The sequence below is a fragment of the Bradyrhizobium sp. HKCCYLR20261 genome (genome assembly GCF_051168435.1).
Lineage (GTDB): Bacteria > Pseudomonadota > Alphaproteobacteria > Rhizobiales > Xanthobacteraceae > Bradyrhizobium.
This window is the reverse complement of record NZ_JBNPUZ010000009.1, coordinates 167,238-183,585: the sequence shown is the minus strand read 5'-3', so window position 1 is coordinate 183,585 and position 16,348 is coordinate 167,238. Positions and strand designations below refer to the sequence as shown.

At 66.9% G+C, this 16,348-nt stretch carries 12 protein-coding genes and 1 pseudogene; 7 read left to right on the top strand and 6 right to left on the bottom strand.

Annotated features, from left to right (window positions below; translation table 11 throughout):
• The first annotated feature begins 126 nt into the window (after positions 1-126).
• Both ACQR1L_RS22120 and ACQR1L_RS22115 read left to right on the top strand, forming a co-directional pair.
• Positions 127-1,590, top strand: a complete 1,464-nt coding sequence (locus ACQR1L_RS22120) for a YcjX family protein (protein ID WP_434860022.1) — start codon at positions 127-129, stop codon at positions 1,588-1,590.
• The gene (locus tag ACQR1L_RS22115; protein WP_434860021.1) at positions 1,587-2,618 is read left to right on the top strand and encodes a YcjF family protein; all 1,032 of its coding nucleotides are present in this window, start codon (positions 1,587-1,589) and stop codon (positions 2,616-2,618) included. The genes ACQR1L_RS22120 and ACQR1L_RS22115 overlap by 4 nt, the downstream gene beginning before the upstream one ends.
• Here ACQR1L_RS22115 and ACQR1L_RS22110 read toward each other — a convergent pair whose 3' ends face one another.
• On the bottom strand, positions 2,619-4,124 hold the full coding sequence (locus ACQR1L_RS22110) for a glycosyltransferase family 39 protein (protein ID WP_434860081.1): 1,506 nt from the start codon (positions 4,122-4,124) through the stop codon (positions 2,619-2,621).
• Positions 4,125-4,363: 239 nt separating this feature from the next.
• Here ACQR1L_RS22110 and ACQR1L_RS22105 point away from each other — a divergent pair, with 239 nt between their 5' ends.
• From ACQR1L_RS22105 to ACQR1L_RS22095, 3 genes are all read left to right on the top strand, one after another.
• On the top strand, positions 4,364-6,088 hold the full coding sequence (locus ACQR1L_RS22105) for an adenylate/guanylate cyclase domain-containing protein (protein WP_434860020.1): 1,725 nt from the start codon (positions 4,364-4,366) through the stop codon (positions 6,086-6,088).
• Positions 6,089-6,323: 235 nt separating this feature from the next.
• A complete protein-coding gene (locus ACQR1L_RS22100) occupies positions 6,324-6,524 on the top strand; it encodes a cold-shock protein (RefSeq protein WP_434860019.1) in 201 nt (66 codons plus the stop codon).
• A 248-nt stretch (positions 6,525-6,772) separates the two neighbouring features.
• On the top strand, positions 6,773-7,981 hold the full coding sequence (locus ACQR1L_RS22095; RefSeq protein ID WP_434860018.1) for a CaiB/BaiF CoA transferase family protein: 1,209 nt from the start codon (positions 6,773-6,775) through the stop codon (positions 7,979-7,981).
• A 1-nt stretch (position 7,982) separates the two neighbouring features.
• Here ACQR1L_RS22095 and ACQR1L_RS22090 read toward each other — a convergent pair whose 3' ends face one another.
• The 4 genes and pseudogenes from ACQR1L_RS22090 to ACQR1L_RS22075 form a co-directional block, all read right to left on the bottom strand.
• Positions 7,983-9,524: a hypothetical protein gene (locus tag ACQR1L_RS22090; protein WP_434860017.1), complete on the bottom strand. Its 1,542-nt coding sequence runs from the start codon at positions 9,522-9,524 to the stop codon at positions 7,983-7,985.
• A gap of 152 nt (positions 9,525-9,676) precedes the next feature.
• Positions 9,677-9,856 (bottom strand): annotated as a pseudogene (locus ACQR1L_RS22085) (hypothetical protein); the annotation flags it as partial.
• Between the two features lie 2,500 nt (positions 9,857-12,356).
• Positions 12,357-12,932, bottom strand: coding sequence for a DUF3885 domain-containing protein (locus ACQR1L_RS22080; protein ID WP_434860016.1), 576 nt, complete (start codon positions 12,930-12,932; stop codon positions 12,357-12,359).
• A 165-nt stretch (positions 12,933-13,097) separates the two neighbouring features.
• Entirely contained in the window at positions 13,098-14,027 is a 930-nt protein-coding gene (locus tag ACQR1L_RS22075) for a LysR substrate-binding domain-containing protein (RefSeq protein WP_434860015.1), read from the bottom strand.
• A 178-nt stretch (positions 14,028-14,205) separates the two neighbouring features.
• Here ACQR1L_RS22075 and ACQR1L_RS22070 point away from each other — a divergent pair, with 178 nt between their 5' ends.
• Together ACQR1L_RS22070 and ACQR1L_RS22065 are read left to right on the top strand one after the other, a co-directional pair.
• Positions 14,206-14,847: an NADPH-dependent F420 reductase gene (locus ACQR1L_RS22070; RefSeq protein WP_434860014.1), complete on the top strand. Its 642-nt coding sequence runs from the start codon at positions 14,206-14,208 to the stop codon at positions 14,845-14,847.
• A gap of 189 nt (positions 14,848-15,036) precedes the next feature.
• Complete coding sequence (locus ACQR1L_RS22065; protein WP_434860013.1) at positions 15,037-15,429, top strand: limonene-1,2-epoxide hydrolase family protein; 393 nt, start codon at positions 15,037-15,039, stop codon at positions 15,427-15,429.
• 108 nt (positions 15,430-15,537) lie between these two features.
• On the opposite strand, the gene ACQR1L_RS22060 is transcribed toward ACQR1L_RS22065, so the two are convergent.
• Positions 15,538-16,344, bottom strand: a complete 807-nt coding sequence (locus tag ACQR1L_RS22060; RefSeq protein ID WP_434860012.1) for a hypothetical protein — start codon at positions 16,342-16,344, stop codon at positions 15,538-15,540.
• Positions 16,345-16,348: the final 4 nt, after the last annotated feature.

The window sequence follows — 16,348 nt, the reverse complement described above, 5'->3', positions numbered from 1 at the left end:
ACGTTCCGTTCAAGGTCTGGTTCTATCCGGAAACGGTGCGGAAATGTGAGCTTGAATCCGGCGTTTTGCGTCGCCACCTGTCAAAAATCGCTCACGCCCTTTTCAACTGGCCAATCCCCTCCTCCCATGGTGTCCTTCTCCGATCTCGTCGAGGAAGCGCGGCTCTCGGCCCGCGCCCTGCTCGATTATGGCGAGAGCTTTCTGAACCCGACATTACGGCTCGGCGTCACCGGGCTGTCACGGGCCGGCAAGACGGTGTTCATCACCGCGCTGATCCACGACCTCGTTCGCGGCGGACGCATGCCGGTGTTCGAGGCGCTGGCGTCGGGCCGTATCGCAAAGGCCTATCTCGCGCCGCAACCCGACGACGGCGTGCCGCGCTTTGCCTATGAGAGCCACGTCAAGGCGCTGGTCGCCGAGCGGCGCTGGCCGAGCTCGACGGTCGATATCAGCGAGCTCCGGCTGGTGATCGAATTTCAGCGCACCAACGGCGCCGAGCGCACCTTGACCCTGGACATCGTCGACTATCCCGGCGAGTGGCTGCTCGATTTGCCGCTGCTCAACAAGACCTATGAACAGTGGACGAGCGAGAGCCTCGCGCTGTCGCGCAGCGAGCCGCGGGCAGATGTCGCCAAGGCCTGGCACGCGCATCTTTCGACGCTGTCGGCCGAGGGCCGCGAGGATGAGCCGGCGACGCTCGAGGCGGCCCGTCTGTTCACCGATTATTTGCGCGCCTGCCGCGATGAGCGCTTCGCGATGAGCCTGCTGCCGCCCGGACGTTTCCTGATGCCCGGCAATCTCGCCGGCTCGCCGGCGCTGACCTTCGCCCCGCTCGACGTGCCGGCCGACGGCAGCGCGCCGAGCGGCTCGCTGTGGGCGATGATGGCGCGGCGCTTCGAGTCCTACAAGGAAATCGTGGTGAGGCCGTTCTTCCGCGATCATTTCGCGCGGCTCGACCGCCAGATCGTACTGGTCGATGCTCTTGCTGCGTTCAACGCCGGCCCCGAGGCGCTGCACGATCTCGAGGCCGCGCTGACCGGCATTCTCGACTGCTTCCGCGTCGGACGCGGCAATTTGCTGACCGCGTTGTTCAGGCCGCGGATCGACCGCATCCTGTTCGCAGCGACCAAGGCCGACCATCTCCACCACACCAGCCACGATCGTCTCGAAGCGGTGCTGCGGCGCGCGGTCAATCGCGCGGTCGCTCGCGCCGAGAGCACCGGCGCCGTGATCGACGTGGTGGCACTGGCAGCGGTGCGCGCGACGCGCGAGGCGCTGGTCGCGCGCGGCCGCGACAAGCTGCCGTCGCTGCTCGGCACCCCGGCCGCCGGCGAGAGCGCCAATGGCGAGATCCTCGACGGCAACACCGAGGTCGCCACCTTCCCCGGCGAGCTTCCGGCCGATGCCGAGGAGCTGTTCAAGGGCGGCGCCTATCGCGGCCTGTCGAGCGCGGGCGCCGACGGCACCGATTTCCGTTTCCTCCGCTTCCGGCCGCCGCTGCTGGTCCCGGAGGCTGGCGTCGAGCCGGCGCTGCCCCATATCCGCATGGACCGCGCCCTTCAGTTCCTGATCGGAGACCGGCTGCAATGAGCGATCGCGCCAAGCCCCGTCGGCCCCAGACCTTCCGGCTCGACGATCCCGATGTCGTCGTGGTCGATACCGAGGACGCCGCGCGCCCGAGCCGCGGCACCATCCAGATCACCCCGGAGGCCGATCCGGCGCAACTGCCGGTGCCGATCGAGACCGTGCTGCCGGCGCGGCGCGGCTTTCCCTGGGGCGGCTTGTTTTGGGGATCGGTCGGCGGCCTCGTCCTGCTCGGCCTGGGCCTCGGCGTCACCCGGCTGATCGAGGATCTGTTCGCGCGCAGCGAGGCGCTCGGCTATGTCGGCTCAGGTTTTGCCGCCGCCGCAGCGATCGCGCTGGCTGCCGTGATCGGGCGAGAGACCTATGGGCTGGTGCGGCTCGCCACGATCGAGAAGCTGCATCGGCGCGCCGCCGCCGTGCTGCTCTCCGACGATCGCGCCGAAAGCCGCGAGGTGATCGCCGAGCTGCTGCGGATCGCGCACGCCAATCCGCGACTGGCGCGGCCGCGCGCCGCGCTTGCCGGTCATGCCGACGACATCATCGACGGCGCCGACATGATCAAGCTCGCCGAGCGCGAGCTGATGGCACCGCTCGACATCGAGGCACGGCGGCTGGTGTCGGTTGCCGCGCAGCGCGTCTCGGTGGTCACCGCGGTCAGCCCGCGCGCGATGATCGACGTGCTGTTCGTGTTCGTCGCGTCCTTGCGCATGATCCGGCAATTGGCGCGGCTCTATGGCGGACGTCCCGGCGCGCTCGGCATGATCAGTCTCTTGCGCCACGTCGTCGCCCATCTCGCCATCACCGGCGGCATGGCGGCGAGCGACAGCCTGATCCAGCAGGTGCTCGGTCACGGCATCGCGGCGAAGCTGTCGCAGCGCCTCGGCGAAGGCGTGCTCAACGGCCTGCTGACGGCGCGGCTCGGTCTCGCCGCGATCGACGTCACGCGACCGATGCCGTTCGCCGCGCTGCCGCGGCCGGCGCTCGCGGATCTCGCCAAGGACCTGCTGCGCAAGCAGGAGGATGACGAGAAATGATCAGGCGTACGGCGTGGCGTCGGGATCGCCGGCGAGCCAGCGCCACTGGTACAGCGGCGACTCCGCCGGCGGCGAGAGCTCGGGCGTCCAGCCCGTCAGCTTGCCGAACGTGTAGCTGTCCATGACACGGCCGCGCCAGCTCCGCTCCACGCTGCCGAGCGGCTCGCGCCGTGCGGTGGTGCCCGCCAGCAGCGGTGCGGTGTTGTCCGGATCGCGCACGACATAGAGCCCGGCATGATCGGCGATGAGGTTCATGCCAGGGTCTCGAAAGCCGATGAAGCGGGCGCGCTCGTTGATCTGGATCACCGGCACGCGGCCGCGGAAGAACCAGCGCATCATCGCATAGGTGCGATAGTCGGAAGTCGCGATCCAGGTGGCGCCGGTGGTTTTGAGCTCCTGTTCGAGCCGCTCCGCCACCTGCTCATAGCCAGCCTCCGCGCCGATCGGATCGGTGCGGCCCAGGAAATTCCAGGGCGCGGCGACGTAGTAGAGGAAGATCAGCACCACCATGGCGATGCCACTCACCACCGCGATCCGCGCCCAACGCAACGTCGAGCGAATGAACCAGGCCGGCGCGCCGTCCTCCCTGAGCTTGACGATGTTGATGGCCACCGCCGCAAACCCGATCGGCCACATGAACATCGGCCAGGTGTCGCCGATCCGCAGAGTCAGGGATTTCCAGAGGAAGTAGAGAAAGGGAACGAGCACCGCCGTCGACAGCAGCGTGCCGACCGGCTCCCGCGCGCGATAGCTGCGCCAGGCGGTCAAGGTCAGCGCCGTCAGCGTGACCGGCAGCAGCACGAAGCCGACCTGTCCGAACTGCAGACCGATGTAGTCGCCGAGCGTCCGCAACGAAAAATCGTGCGGCGCCGTGGCGCGGACGAACTGAAAGCGGAACGAGGCCCAGTCGTGCTGAACGTTCCAGATCAGCACCGGCGAGAACACGATCAGCGCGATCACCGCGCCGAGCCACGGATACGGACTGAACAGCAAGCGGCCACGCCAGCTCGGCACGAGCAGAAACGCCGCGACGGCGGGCAGCAGCATCACCACCGTGAATTTGGACAACAGCGCCAGACCGCCGAACATTCCGGCCGCCAGCCACCAACGTCCGTCATTGCTTTCGGCGAGCCTGACCAGCGCCCACATCATCGCCACCGCGAACGGAATCGCCGCGACATCCGGCGCGACCTTGGCCATCAGCAGCCCGTAATACAGCGCGGCCTCGGGCAGCAGCACTGCGAGAATCACAGCCTGCACATTGTGGGTGACGCGGCGGACGATGTCGGCGAGCAGCACCTGCGTCGCGGCCATCGCAACGATGCCGGCGAAACGAACGCCGAGATTGGTGTCGCCGAACAGCGCGGTTCCCAGCCGGACGAACCAGGAGATCATCGGCGGATGGTCGAGGAAGCAGAGCTGCAGCTCCTTCGACCAGGTCCAGTAATAGGCCTCGTCGGTGCGCAGATCGAGAGCGGCCGCATAGACCATGCGCATGATCGTCATGCCCGTGATCACGGCCAACGGGATCAGCCACGCCGCGCGCTGGTCCTGGGATTTTCGGCTGTCAATGTCGGGAGGGATGGTCGCCACGGCGTGCTTTTCCCCGACATAGCCGGACGAGTCAACGCGGGAGTCGATGCTCGTGCGCAGACGCCCCGCCGATACCGCCGCCGCTCGGCCATCGCCTCTAGGCCGTGCTGGAATAAATCTCTAGTTTGGCGGTTCACGCTCGCACGGACCGCATGACCCGCTTCTCGCTTCCACACCATCTGCGCACCGCGTTTCGCGGCCTCGGCCTCCGCCAGATCAGGCTGGTCTGCGGGATCATCCTGTTCTGCTATCTCCTCAGCCACTTCCTCAACCATGCCCTCGGCAACATCTCGCTGGACGCCCTCGCCGAAGGCGTGTCCTACCACATCGCCTTCTGGCAATTCCTCCCCGTCGCCATCGTATTCTACGCGGCCGCTCTGACGCATGGCGGGCTGGGTGTGTGGGCACTGTATCAGCGCCGGCAATTCAGCCGCGGCACGATCGAGCCATTGCAGCTTTTGCTCGGCCTGAGCATCCCAGCGCTGATCTTCAGCCACATCGCGGGCGTGCGTCTCGGGCAGACGCTGTACGGACAGGAGAAGCTGTACCCGCAGGTTCTGTATTCCTATTGGACCGGCCCGTCCTGGCGGCTCTGGCTGATGTCCGCGGCACTGCTGACGTCGTGGACCCACGGCTGCATCGGGCTGCATTTCTGGCTGCGGCTGAAGCCGTTCTACAGGCGCGCGGCGCCGTGGCTGCTCGCTTGCGCCGTGCTGATCCCCACGCTGGCGCTGCTCGGCTTCTACCGCGGCGGCCGTGACGTCATCGCCGCGAGCACGACCGCGCAATGGCGCGCCGAGAACCTGTCTCAGAAGCAGATGGGAACCCCCATGGAGGGGGCAAAGCTCGAAGCCCTCATGAACGGTTTCCTGATCGGCTATCTCGGCCTGATCGGCACCGCGCTCGCCGCCCGCGGAGCCCGCGCGTTGCACGAGCGGCGCGGCGGGGTGGTGACCCTGTCCTACAACAACGGCCGCGTCATCCGGGTGCCGAAGGGCCTCTCGGTGCTGGAGGCCAGCCAGCGCAACAACGTGCCTCATGCCAGCATGTGCGGCGGACGCGCACGCTGCTCGACGTGCCGCATCCGGGTGATCGGCGATCCCAGCCACTTGCCGCCGCCATCACCACGAGAAGCCTTCGTCCTGGCGCAGGTCGGCACCGACGATCCTTCGATTCGGCTGGCCTGTCAGTTGCGGCCCACCGACGACCTGTCCTTCTTCCAGCTGTTCATGCCCAACCTGGCGCATGGAGCGCACAGCAACCCGAGCGCTGGCATCGGGCAGGAACGCTATCTCGTCAGCCTGTTCGTCGACATGCGCGGATCGACCAGCCTTGCCGAGAAGCGCCTGCCGTTCGACGTCGTGTTCATCGTCAATCGCTTTCTCACAGCGGTCTCACAAGCCGTGCTCAGCAACGGCGGGCAACCTAATCAGTTCGTCGGCGACGGCATGCTCGCGCTGTTCGGACTTTCGGCGGATCCGCAGGTCGCCTGCAGCCAGGCGATCCGGGCCGCGGGTGACATCGCGGTCAACGTCGCCGAGCTCAATCGGCTCCTGAGCCACGATCTGCCCGAGCCGATCCGCTTCGGCATCGGCATTCACGGCGGCGAAGTCATCGTTGGCGAGATCGGCTATCGCGACCACATGGTGTTTACGGCGCTCGGCGATGCCGTGAATGTGGCCTCGCGGCTGCAGGACCTGACAAAGACACTCGGCTGTCAGGTCATCATCTCCGACGACGTCTACGCGCGGGCCGGGATCGGTCCGGACATCCTGCCGCAGCGGGAGGTGGAGATCCGCGGCCGCGCCGAGCCGATGCGGGTCCGCACCGCTGCGGACCCCACCGATCTCGTGGCAGGTGGAGGCGCTGCCGCATGAAAGGTCTCATTGAACCTGTCCGCAGCCTGCGCTGTCATATCGAGAACGGTTGCGACGGGGTGGGCGCGCGTCGGTCGAAAGCCGCAAAACCGCCACGATATCGATCGTTTCGGGCCAGGAGCGCCCGCTGTTTGCGCTACCAAGCCTGTCACAACCGCAGTAGTCTCGAAATCCGGGCCTGACGGTTTGCGGGGACCGTAGGCTCGTTCTGGATTGATACCCGCGGAGGCAACGTATGGCTAAAGGTACGGTCAAGTGGTTCAACCCGACCAAGGGCTATGGTTTCATCCAGCCCGCGGCCGGGGGCAAGGACATTTTCGTTCATATCTCCGCAGTGCAGAAGGCCGGACTCACGACCCTCAACGAGGGGCAGACCATCGAGTACGAAGAGATCGCCAACCGTGGCAGGACGTCGGCTGAGAACCTCAAGGTGTAGCAGGCGCGGAGCGCCATTCCGTCAGACGGCTTTTCGGCGCACGCGTTCCAGGCACCACGCCATCGCTATTTGACACGACGAGATCAGACAGGAGCGGCGACCGCTCCTGATCACATGTTTCATATTGTTTGTAGTAGCATCCGTCTTCCCCGCCATTGCCTCGCCCGCCCGTCCCGGGTCAAATAGGCCCCGAACCGCGCCGACACTAGAATTCCAGCGCGCGGAAACGATGACGGGAGTGACGCCACATGGATGACAAGGGCATTTTTCATGGCCTGAAGGTGCTGGATTGCGCGAGCTTCATCGCCGCCCCTGCCGCCGCCACCGTTCTTTCCGATTTCGGCGCCGACGTCATCAAGATCGAGCCGCCCGGCGCCGGCGATCCCTACCGCAACCTCCCGAACCTGCCCGGCTATCCCCGCAGCGAGCACAATTACGCCTGGTATCTCGAAGCCCGCAACAAGCGCAGCCTCGCGCTCGATCTGTCGAAGCCGGAGGCGCAAGACGTCCTGCAAAGGCTGGTTCGCGAGGCCGATGTTTTCATCACCAACTTCCCCCCCTCGGTCCGCGCCAAGCTCGGCCTCACCTACGAAAGACTGGCGCCTTTGAATGAGCGGCTGATCTATGCGTCGTTTACGGGGTATGGGGAAAAGGGCGAGGAGGCCGACAAGCCGGGCTTCGACAGCAACGCCTATTGGGCGCGGTCCGGACTGATGGACCTCGTCCGCGCCGACGAGAGCACGACGCCGGCGCGCTCGGTGGCCGGCATGGGCGACCACCCCTGCGCCATGGCCTTCTATGGCGCGATCGTCACGGCGCTGTATCAGCGCGAGCGGACCGGCAAGGGCTCGCATGTGGCCTCCAACCTGATGGCGAACGGCGTCTGGGCGGCCTCCGTGCTCGCCCAGGCCAAGCTGTGCGGCGCGACCTTTGTTGAGCGGCGGCCGCGCGAGCGGGCGCTGAATGCGGTGGCCAACCACTACAAATGCCAGGATGGCCGCTGGATCATGCTGTCGCTGCTCAACGAGGAGAAGCAGTGGCCGATCCTGGCGCGCTGCTTGGGCCGTGACGACCTGATCGACGATCCGCGCTTCGCCACCAAGGCCGACCGCCACGCCCGCTCGGTCGAGCTGATCCACGAGTTCGACGCGGTGTTCGCGACCAAGCCGCTGGCCGATTGGCGCAAGATCCTCGACGGCAGCGGCCTGGTGTTCGGCGTCGTCGGAATTTTGGACGACATTCCGAACGACAGGCAGATGCTGGAGAACGAGGTGCTGGTGCCGTTCGAGAACGACACCATGCTCACCGTCAACAGCCCGATCTTCATCGACGGCCAGCGCAAGGTCGCCCCGCGCAAACCGCCCGGCGTGGGCCAGCACAGCGACGAGATCCTGCGCCAGGCCGGCTTCGACGACGACGCCATCCAGACCTTGCGCGCAAAGGGCGCGGTGGCCTGAGCTAGCGCGTCGCGATGAAGCACATGCCGAAGCGCGTCGCGGGGCCGGTCTGACAGGACAGCTTCGCGGCGCAGGTCCAGGTCGAAAAGCTCCTGTCGTTGCCGGCGGCCTCGCTCTTGGCCGCGTAGCAATGGCCGCCCCAGCCGTCATTGTAGACCGTACCGGCGAGTTCGTCGCTGCCGCGCAGTTGCGGGCGGCTGGCGAAGCCGCGCGAGAAATCGGGTGCGCGGCCCTCGGCGAAGGCAGTGAGGATGTCGCGACGGCGGACCTGGTCGCCGAAGAAGTGCGGCGAGGCCGGCACCACGGTGGTGTTGGACGGCTTCTCGGCCATCCAGTCGACGCCCGGGACATGGAAGCCGCCGATGCCGCGGGTCTGGTGGCAGCCGCCGCAGCTCGAATCGTTCAGGCGCCGCTCGAAACCGGCGACCGATTGAATGGTCTGCAGCGTTACCCCCTGCGCGGCCGCCTTCTCCAGCGCCCCGACCACGTCGGCCTCGCTGAAGACCGCGCCCTTCCCTTCCTCTCCCTGCACCAGCCCATAGGCCGGCAGCAGATCCGAATTGACGAAGCCGGTGGGCGTCGGCGCCACCGCGACCTTGGCCAGGAACTTGTCCGGGATCACCGCCATGCCGCGATCGAACGCGGCGAGATTGACCGGCTCGAGCAGCCACGCCTTGAATTCGCGCGCGAGATCCGCGTCGGCGAGCAGCCGGTCGCGATCGACCTGATCCTCCAGCACCGCCTCCTCGAAGCTGTTGCTCGCGGCCTGATAGTCGAACACCTTCATCATGTAGTCGGTGCGGAAATCGCGTACCGCCGATTTCGGCGCATGCGCGATCTGCAGATTGGTCTCGATGCGGTGGATGTTCTCCGGTCGGATCAGCGCCAATGGTCCGTCGGGCGCGGCCAGCTTGGCCGCCAGCTCGGCGCCGGTCAGTTGCAGGTTGGCGGTCGCGAGCCAGCGGCGCGCGATGTCGGCGCAGCTCGGCCTGTCGCTCTTGGCCTGCTCGTCGCCGCGCGCCTTGAGCACGACGTTCAGCGTCATCGGCAGCCTGGGCGACGCGACCTCGCCCCCCTTGGCCTCGGGCGGCGTGGTCCGCGTCAGGCGATACAGCAGCCGCACCTCGCCGCAATGTGCGGGATCGACGAAAGCGCGGTCCATGCGGTTGACGATTCCGGCCAGCACGAAGCGGGCGTCGGAAGAATCCAGCACCGCGCGGTCGAACAATTGGAATGCGTAGGCATTGCCGACGCCGATGCTTTCGTTCGGCAACGTCGCCTTGTGCTTGTCGACATAGCGGTCGAACTCGGCGTCGAGCGCCTTGCGTACGGGCACCATGGCAGGCAGCGCGAACAGCGCGGCGCCGGTCAGCGGCGCTTCGCTTTTCGCGAGCATCGCGCCGAGCCCGAACGCGCCTTTGTCGAGCTCGCGTAGCGCGAACGGCTCGAGGATCGCGGTGCCGCGCTCCAGCGGCGCGCTCTCGTCGGCGTGGGCGAGCGAGCTCAGGCCCAGCAGCACAAGACCAATGACAGACAGTCGCAAGACCGGCCTCCTCGCTTCCGACGTAGACGCAACTGACGGCCTGCTAGCCCTCGAACATAGCCGAAAGGCGGCGGCTGGAGCCAATTGTGCGACGAGGCGCCTCACGTGCCGGTGAGGCGCCTCGTCGACTGCGTTCACGAGAAGATGGTCCGTCAGCGCGCGACGACAAGCCCCTTGGTGGTGACGACGACCCAGCGGCCGTCCTGCTTGCGGATGGCGTCGACCTTGCCGAGGCCCGGCACGGGATCGCCGGCGTAGACTTCATAGAGGCCGCCGCGGCCCTCGATCAGCGCCCCGCCACGGCCGACGTCGCGCAGCACCCAGCCGTCGACAACCTTCGGCTTGCTGGCCTCGGCCCGCGCCGCTTCGGCGGCCCGGCTCGCCTCTGCCCTTGCGGCCTCGGACTTGGCTGCTTCGGACTTGGCTGCTTCGGCGCGCGCGGCTTCAAGCATCCGGCTCGCTTCCTGCCTGGTGGCCACGCCTGCAGGCGGCGCAGCGGCATTGATGGCGCCGACGGCCTGCGGGACAGATGCGTTGGCGTCGCGCGTCGCCGGCTGCTGCGCCGTGGCGGACGCCTGCGCCGCGCGCAGCCGCTCCACCGCGTCGCTCAGGCGCTGCAATTCGCTCGGCTTGGCCGAGGACTTGGTCGACAGCTCGCCCAGGATCTTCTCCAGCCGGTCGATGCGCTCGGCCGACTTGTTGAGTTCGACCAGGCTGGTCTGATTGGTCTGGTCGAGGCTCGCTTTGAGCGCGGCGATATCCCCGTCGATCCGCGCCACGGTGGCGGCGAGCGTGGGATCGGTGGTCGTCTCCGCCGTGCCGCCGGCGACCTCGCCGCCACTGCGCTTGACGAAGGTGGCCGTGACCAGACCTCCGGCGACTCCGCCGACGACCATCGCCAGCAGCAGGATGGCAGCCATCGCGGGAAGGCCGAGGCGCGCGGCCGCGGCGCGCTGCGCCGCGATCACGCCCGGCTGCGGCGCGGCGGCACCGGCCGCTGCTGCGGGGCTGGCCGTCTTCGCCGCATCGACCGGGGTCGGCTCGGGCTTGAACTTCGCTTTGGCCCAGGCCGCAGCCTTGTCCACCGCGGCGCTGGCGATGCCGGCCTTCGCCGCCGTCTCGACATTTGCTGCGGCCGGGCGTTTCGCGGCCAGGTCGGGCTTGAACGCCGCAGCCGCAGGCGCAGCCGATTCCGGCTTGATCGCCAGATCGGGCTTGGCCGCCAGCTCGGGCTTGGAGACGGGCTCCGGCTTCGCCGTGGCTGCCGGCTTGGCCGACACGTCGGCCTTGTTCGGCAGCTCCGCCTTCCTATCGGGCTTGATCTCCGATTTGGACGGCGTGGCCGCCATCGGCCCGATCTTGGGCGCGCTCGCCGCGAGCGATGACAGTTTGGGGGTGTCGACCTTGAGCGGTTCGCCGGCGGCAGCGGTCTTGATCGGTGGAGATTTCACCGGTTCGGTCCGCATCAGGTCGAGAATCGTCGGCGACGATTTTGCGGTGTTCGAGGTGGTCGCGGCCTCGGACTTGCCGGGCAGCGGCTTGGCGAGGTTGATCCTGCCGGGCTCGGGCTTGGCAGGCGCAGGCTTTGCGGCCTCCATCTTTGCAGGCTCGGCCTTTGCGGTCTCAGGCTTGGCCGGCTCGGCCTTGATCGCTTCGGCGTTGTCCTGGATCGGCGCCGGCTCTGAATGGGTCATCGGAGTCGGTTCGATCTTGGCCGGCTCGATCTTGGCCGGCTCGACGTTGGCCTGCTCCGTGATCATGGCAACGGCCTCTGGCTTGGCCTCCGTCTTCGTCGCAGCGGCTTCCGCCACGACCGGCTTGGTCTCGCTCACGAGTTGCCCCGGCACGTCCGCCGCAGGCGCTTCGTGATCCGGCGCGATCATCGGCTGTGCGACCGCGGCAACCGCAGGCACGGCGGACTCGGCGACTTCGGGAGATGCGGGGGTGTTCAGTACCGGCTCTGCGCCATCCTTGGCCATGCCAAGGCCCATATCGAGGCTGGCACGTTCGGCCTGTTTCTCGCTCACGTTCAGAGTCTCCGCATGACGTTGAGCACTTGGTAACTTTAGTTAGCGTTTGATTGATTGCTAAAATCTTACTTTTCGAAGGCTTGGCTGAGTTTTAGGGATTCATCCGGGGCGGATTTGCGCCAACAAAGTGGAACTCGTGTGGCAAGCGGTGCCTGAATATGCGGCTGATCGGGACGCGGCGACGCGCGCTCTGTTCAGCACCGCGAGCAGCACGGCACGAGCTCGCGGCACGATTGCGCCCGAGGTTTGGCAAGCGTGTCTCCCTCCCGACTCGTCGGAGGGCGCAGGGAAGACCGGGTATCGACTGATACCCGCGGCCCCCGTGCGGGAAAAGAGTGCACGGGGCAGGAACCACAGGCTCAGCCGGACACACCCGGCCTTCCCTGCGCGATGGCTTTACGGCTGCTTCGTAGTCTCCCCGGTGCGCCGGGCTTTCTGGTCACCGTCATCCGCAGCAGGCGAAGCCCGCGTACGAACTTGGCATCGGCATCGGGATGCCAGGACCCTACGACTTGACCGTCCGCATCCGGCTTGCTCGTCGGCCCCGCTCATCGCGAAGCCCCAAGCCCGACACGGCCACCGCTCCCCGCTGCCACGTCTCGTGACGATCGGCCGACACGCCCCTCTTCATCGCAGGCGGGATGGCCGGGATCATCGTCGTGATTTGCCCGACAACACAAGGGCGAAGCGTGCGGCAAACTGGCTCGACGGGCAAATGGCGCATGAGGGGATTGCGGGAATTGCCCGTCGTGCGGGCTAAGAATCTGAATGCGCCAGTATCACCCGCATTTGCACAATAGGATCACAGGCCGTCAGGATGGCGCGACAGCCAATCCGCATGGCGTGCCTTGAGACGGTTCACGTCGGCAACAGAGGCAGCAAACAGGTCGAAGCCACCGTCGTAAGGCGCGAAGATCGCTCCGTTGCTGCCGTTCATCCACAAGGTTGGCCCTGTCTCACCGTCAGCTCTGGCTATCAGCAAGTCGTCGAAGCTCCTCTCTTGCCAGCGCACCAAAGTCACCGCTGCGATCCATTGATGGTCGTCATCCTCGGCGTCGGGGAATCGAAAGGACGCGTCAGGCTTGAACGAGGATGCAGCGGGAGATGACATCGTCTCTCCCTCGGCGCGGCATTGGACCAGCCAGCAATCCGAGTCAGGGGAGAGGATCTCAGTTCCTAACGCGTTCGCCCGGTGCAGAATCTCCTGACGCTCCTCAGCGCTGTCCGCGTAGCGCTTGGAATTCGGCACAGCGTGGAAACGCACCCAGGGCGTTCGCTGCGCGCTCCTGAGAACATACGCCAGCGGCGGCGCGCTGCCGTGGAAGCGTGACCAGCTGGCCTGGAAGCGATCGAGGAGCTGCGTGGTATGATCATTCATGGGCGACCTGGCTGAACAGAGAAGGACTGACTGGGGAATGTCATGGTCCATGCCCGTTGCATGCCTCGACCCTTCTGACTGTGGCGTTCGGCACACATGACGTCACCCCATGTCGTGACCGTTGATCCCGAGGGCTCAAGATGACCCGCTTCCGGCAACGACCAGCTACCGGAGACTGCCCGCGAAACGCTCGGCCAGACGCTGCGTCTTGAACGCCTCGGCGACCCAGTCGACGAAGACGCGGGTCTTGCCCGGCAGCAGCTTGCGCGATGCGTAGTAGATCGAGATCGCGCCGGCGTCGGCGTACCAGTTGGGAACGAGGCGCAGCAGCGCTCCCGATTCCAAGGCCGGCAGGACGTCGGCGCTGGCGGTCAAGGTGACGCCGAGGCCGAGCAGTGCGGCCTCGCGCATCGCCACGGGATCATTCACCACAAGGGTCGCAGGAAGCGGCGCGGCCATTTCCCGGCCGGTGACGTCGCGCATGGTCCATTGCCGGATACGTCCCGTATCGAGCGAGCGCATGACGATGCCGTCCATCTCGCGCAGCCGGCCGGGATCGGCCGGCAGCTTGCGCCCTTTCAGATAGGCGGGGGAAGCGACCGCGATGATATGCGCAGGCGCCAGCGCGCGGGCCACGATCCCGGCGGAGCGGTCGAAGCCGCCGCCGATCGCGACGTCATAGCCTTCGGCGATGAGATCGACCTGGCGAGTCTCGAAATGCCACTCCGGCCTGATGCGCGGGTGGCGCGCCCTGAAGCTCGACAACTGAGGCAGTATGTACATCATGCCCAGCGTCGGGGGCATGCTGACTTTGAGAGTCCCGGCCGGATCGCCCTTGTCCGTCGCAATCCCCGCGATCGCCGCCTGCAGGCTTTCGAGGTTGTCGGCAATCGCCGCGCGGAACGCTTCACCGGCTTCGGTGAGGGTCAGCTTCCGCGTCGAGCGCTGGAACAGGCGCACACCGAGGTTGCGCTCCAGGGTCGCGACGTTGCGGCTCACCGCAGCGGGCGTGATCGACAGGCGCCGCGCAGCCTCCGAGAAGCTGCCCTGCTCCGCGCTGCGGATGAAGGACTCGAGATTGGCGAGAGTTTCCACGCCTCCACTTTAAAACATTCGTTGAAAATCATGCAAGCCACGGCCGGCTAATCCTGCCGCTCGGCTTCGGGCATGGTGACTTCAGCGGACGACTGGACCTGAACGAATGTGGCCCGCAGCGAGAAACGCTGGACGGTCCGCCGCTGACGAACAACGTGACATGAAAGGCAGGCGCGTGATGATAAGCTTCAACGAAACGTCCGAACCGGCACGGCGTGATCCCAGCATCGGCATCATCGGCGCGGGGAATATCGGCCGCGCCGTCGCTGCGACGCTCGCCCGCAACGGCATCGCGGCAACGCTCTCCAACAGCCGCGGCCCCGACAGCCTTGCAGAGACCGTCGCCGAGATCGGGCCGAGCATCCGCGCCAGCACGCGCGAGGAGGCCGCGGCAAAGGACATCGTTGTCGTCGCAGTGAACTGGTCGAAGCTTCCAGCGGCGCTCGCCGGCCTGCCGAACTTCGCCGGGAGGATCGTGATCGACGCCAACAATCCGATCGAGGCGCCGCTGTTCAAGCCGGCCGAGCTTCATGGCCGCACGTCCTCGGAGATCGTCGCCGGCATGGTGCCGGGCGCTCGCGTCATCAAGGCGTTCAACCATCTGCTCGCGCCGGTGCTGGCGGGCGATCCCCGCAGCGAAGGCGGCCGGCGCGTGCTGTTCTATTCGGGCGACGATGCGGACGCGAAAGCCGAGCTTGGCGCGCTGATCGACCGCCTCGGCTTCTTCGGCATCGATCTCGGTCCGCTTTCGATCGGCGCACGTCTCGTCCAGTTCCCGGGCGGCCCGCTGCCCGCGCTCAATCTCGTCAAGTTCGACTGACCGCAGCCGCCCACCAGGGCTGCCGCACATGACAATCGAAGATTGGGCTCCTCTCTCTCAGCGCCGTCATGGCCGGGCTTGTCCCGGCCATCCACGTCGTTCCCAGCGTGCCGAACGACGTGGATGCCCGGGACAAGCCCGGGCATGACGGAGTGACAAATTCGGAACTCAGAAACAAGGAAACGCATAATGGCATCCTCCGAACCGATCGACATCGCCAAGACTTTCTTCGCGCATTGGAGCGCCAACCGCATCGACGAGGCCCTCGCAATGCTGTCCGACGACGTGCTCTACGACAACGTACCGTTCCCCGACATTGTCGGGCGCGACAATGTCCGTCAGTTTCATGAAGGCTTCGGCATCGGGACGGCGTTCACCGTCGACTGGAAGGTCACCGCGATCGCCGCCGACGGCAACGTCGTGCTCAACGAGCGCGTCGATGTCTTCACCCACCAGAGCGGCGGGACCATCACGCTTCCCGTGATGGGGACGATTACCGTCGCGAACGGCATGATCACGGTGTGGCGGGACTACTTTGATGCCGCCGATTTCGACCGTCAACTTGCGCAGATCAAGCGGTAACGGAATCAGTTCAGGATCCTGAGAAGGAGCGCGCCGCGGCTCATCATGGATGGCCACAAGGCGCGCTCCCCGAACGCATGCTGAGAAGAGCTGGCTTCCTGCAAACGTCTACTTCTTCGCCTGGGCAGCTTGCGGTTGCGTCCCCGCCCCTTCGGCACTCGGCGCCACGATCGACGGCGGCGGTGGCGGGGCGGCGGGGACGTATTGCACGGTGAGGCCGATGATGACGCAGCCATTGCCGGCGCTCGGCATCAGCAGGCGGTGGCCGCCATTCATCTTGAACACCGGCAGGCCGGCGACCCGGCCGATCGCCGGACCGCTCTTGAGAAACTCCTGCTCGACATCGGCGCACGACCGGGCGGTCGGAAACACCTGGATCGCGCTGGCGTCGCAGCCGGTCGCCGATGGTGTCGCCAGCAGGATGGAGGCTGCGCGCGGCGCCATCGCCGACGGATAGGTCTGCGCCGCGATCGACGAGAAGGCGTGGAGATTGGGCGCGCCGGGGTACCAGTTGGAGACGGCGTTGTGAGGCGCATCGATGCTGGAGGCGGCACCGCGCTCGACCGCGGGCAGGCAGGGCCCAAGGCCCGCGCGCGCCGCATGCATCACGGGCTCGGGAGTCTGCGGCTGGCTGAGACCAGCGGCATCGACCGCGGGCGCGGCGATCCCGCTGGCCAGCGGCGCAGGCGCGGGGGCCGCGCGCGCCGACCCATTCGGCGGCGCCGGCTTGGCCGGACGTGGCTTCGCGGGCTCCGGCGCGATCGTCCCGGCCGGCGCCGGCGCCTCGCGCTCCGGTGGGGCCTGCACCAGCTTCAGCGGCGGCTCGGCGCGGCTGACGCTGGGACTGGAGAGCACTCCCAGCACCAGACCGGCCGCGACGACGCAAAGGCAGGGCAGCGAGAGTTCGAGACGCACGAGC

Bases quoted from the DNA above. Each gene is read 5' to 3' on its own strand.
- ACQR1L_RS22120 (WP_434860022.1), top strand. From the start codon at position 127: ATGGTGTCCTTCTCCGATCTCGTCGAGGAAGCGCGGCTCTCGGCCCGC.
- ACQR1L_RS22070 (WP_434860014.1), top strand. From the start codon at position 14,206: ATGATAAGCTTCAACGAAACGTCCGAACCGGCACGGCGTGATCCCAGC.
- ACQR1L_RS22080 (WP_434860016.1), bottom strand. From the start codon at position 12,932: ATGAATGATCATACCACGCAGCTCCTCGATCGCTTCCAGGCCAGCTGG.
- ACQR1L_RS22095 (WP_434860018.1), top strand. From the start codon at position 6,773: ATGGATGACAAGGGCATTTTTCATGGCCTGAAGGTGCTGGATTGCGCG.
- ACQR1L_RS22105 (WP_434860020.1), top strand. From the start codon at position 4,364: ATGACCCGCTTCTCGCTTCCACACCATCTGCGCACCGCGTTTCGCGGC.
- ACQR1L_RS22115 (WP_434860021.1), top strand. From the start codon at position 1,587: ATGAGCGATCGCGCCAAGCCCCGTCGGCCCCAGACCTTCCGGCTCGAC.
- ACQR1L_RS22110 (WP_434860081.1), bottom strand. From the start codon at position 4,124: ATGACGATCATGCGCATGGTCTATGCGGCCGCTCTCGATCTGCGCACC.
- ACQR1L_RS22100 (WP_434860019.1), top strand. From the start codon at position 6,324: ATGGCTAAAGGTACGGTCAAGTGGTTCAACCCGACCAAGGGCTATGGT.
- ACQR1L_RS22065 (WP_434860013.1), top strand. From the start codon at position 15,037: ATGGCATCCTCCGAACCGATCGACATCGCCAAGACTTTCTTCGCGCAT.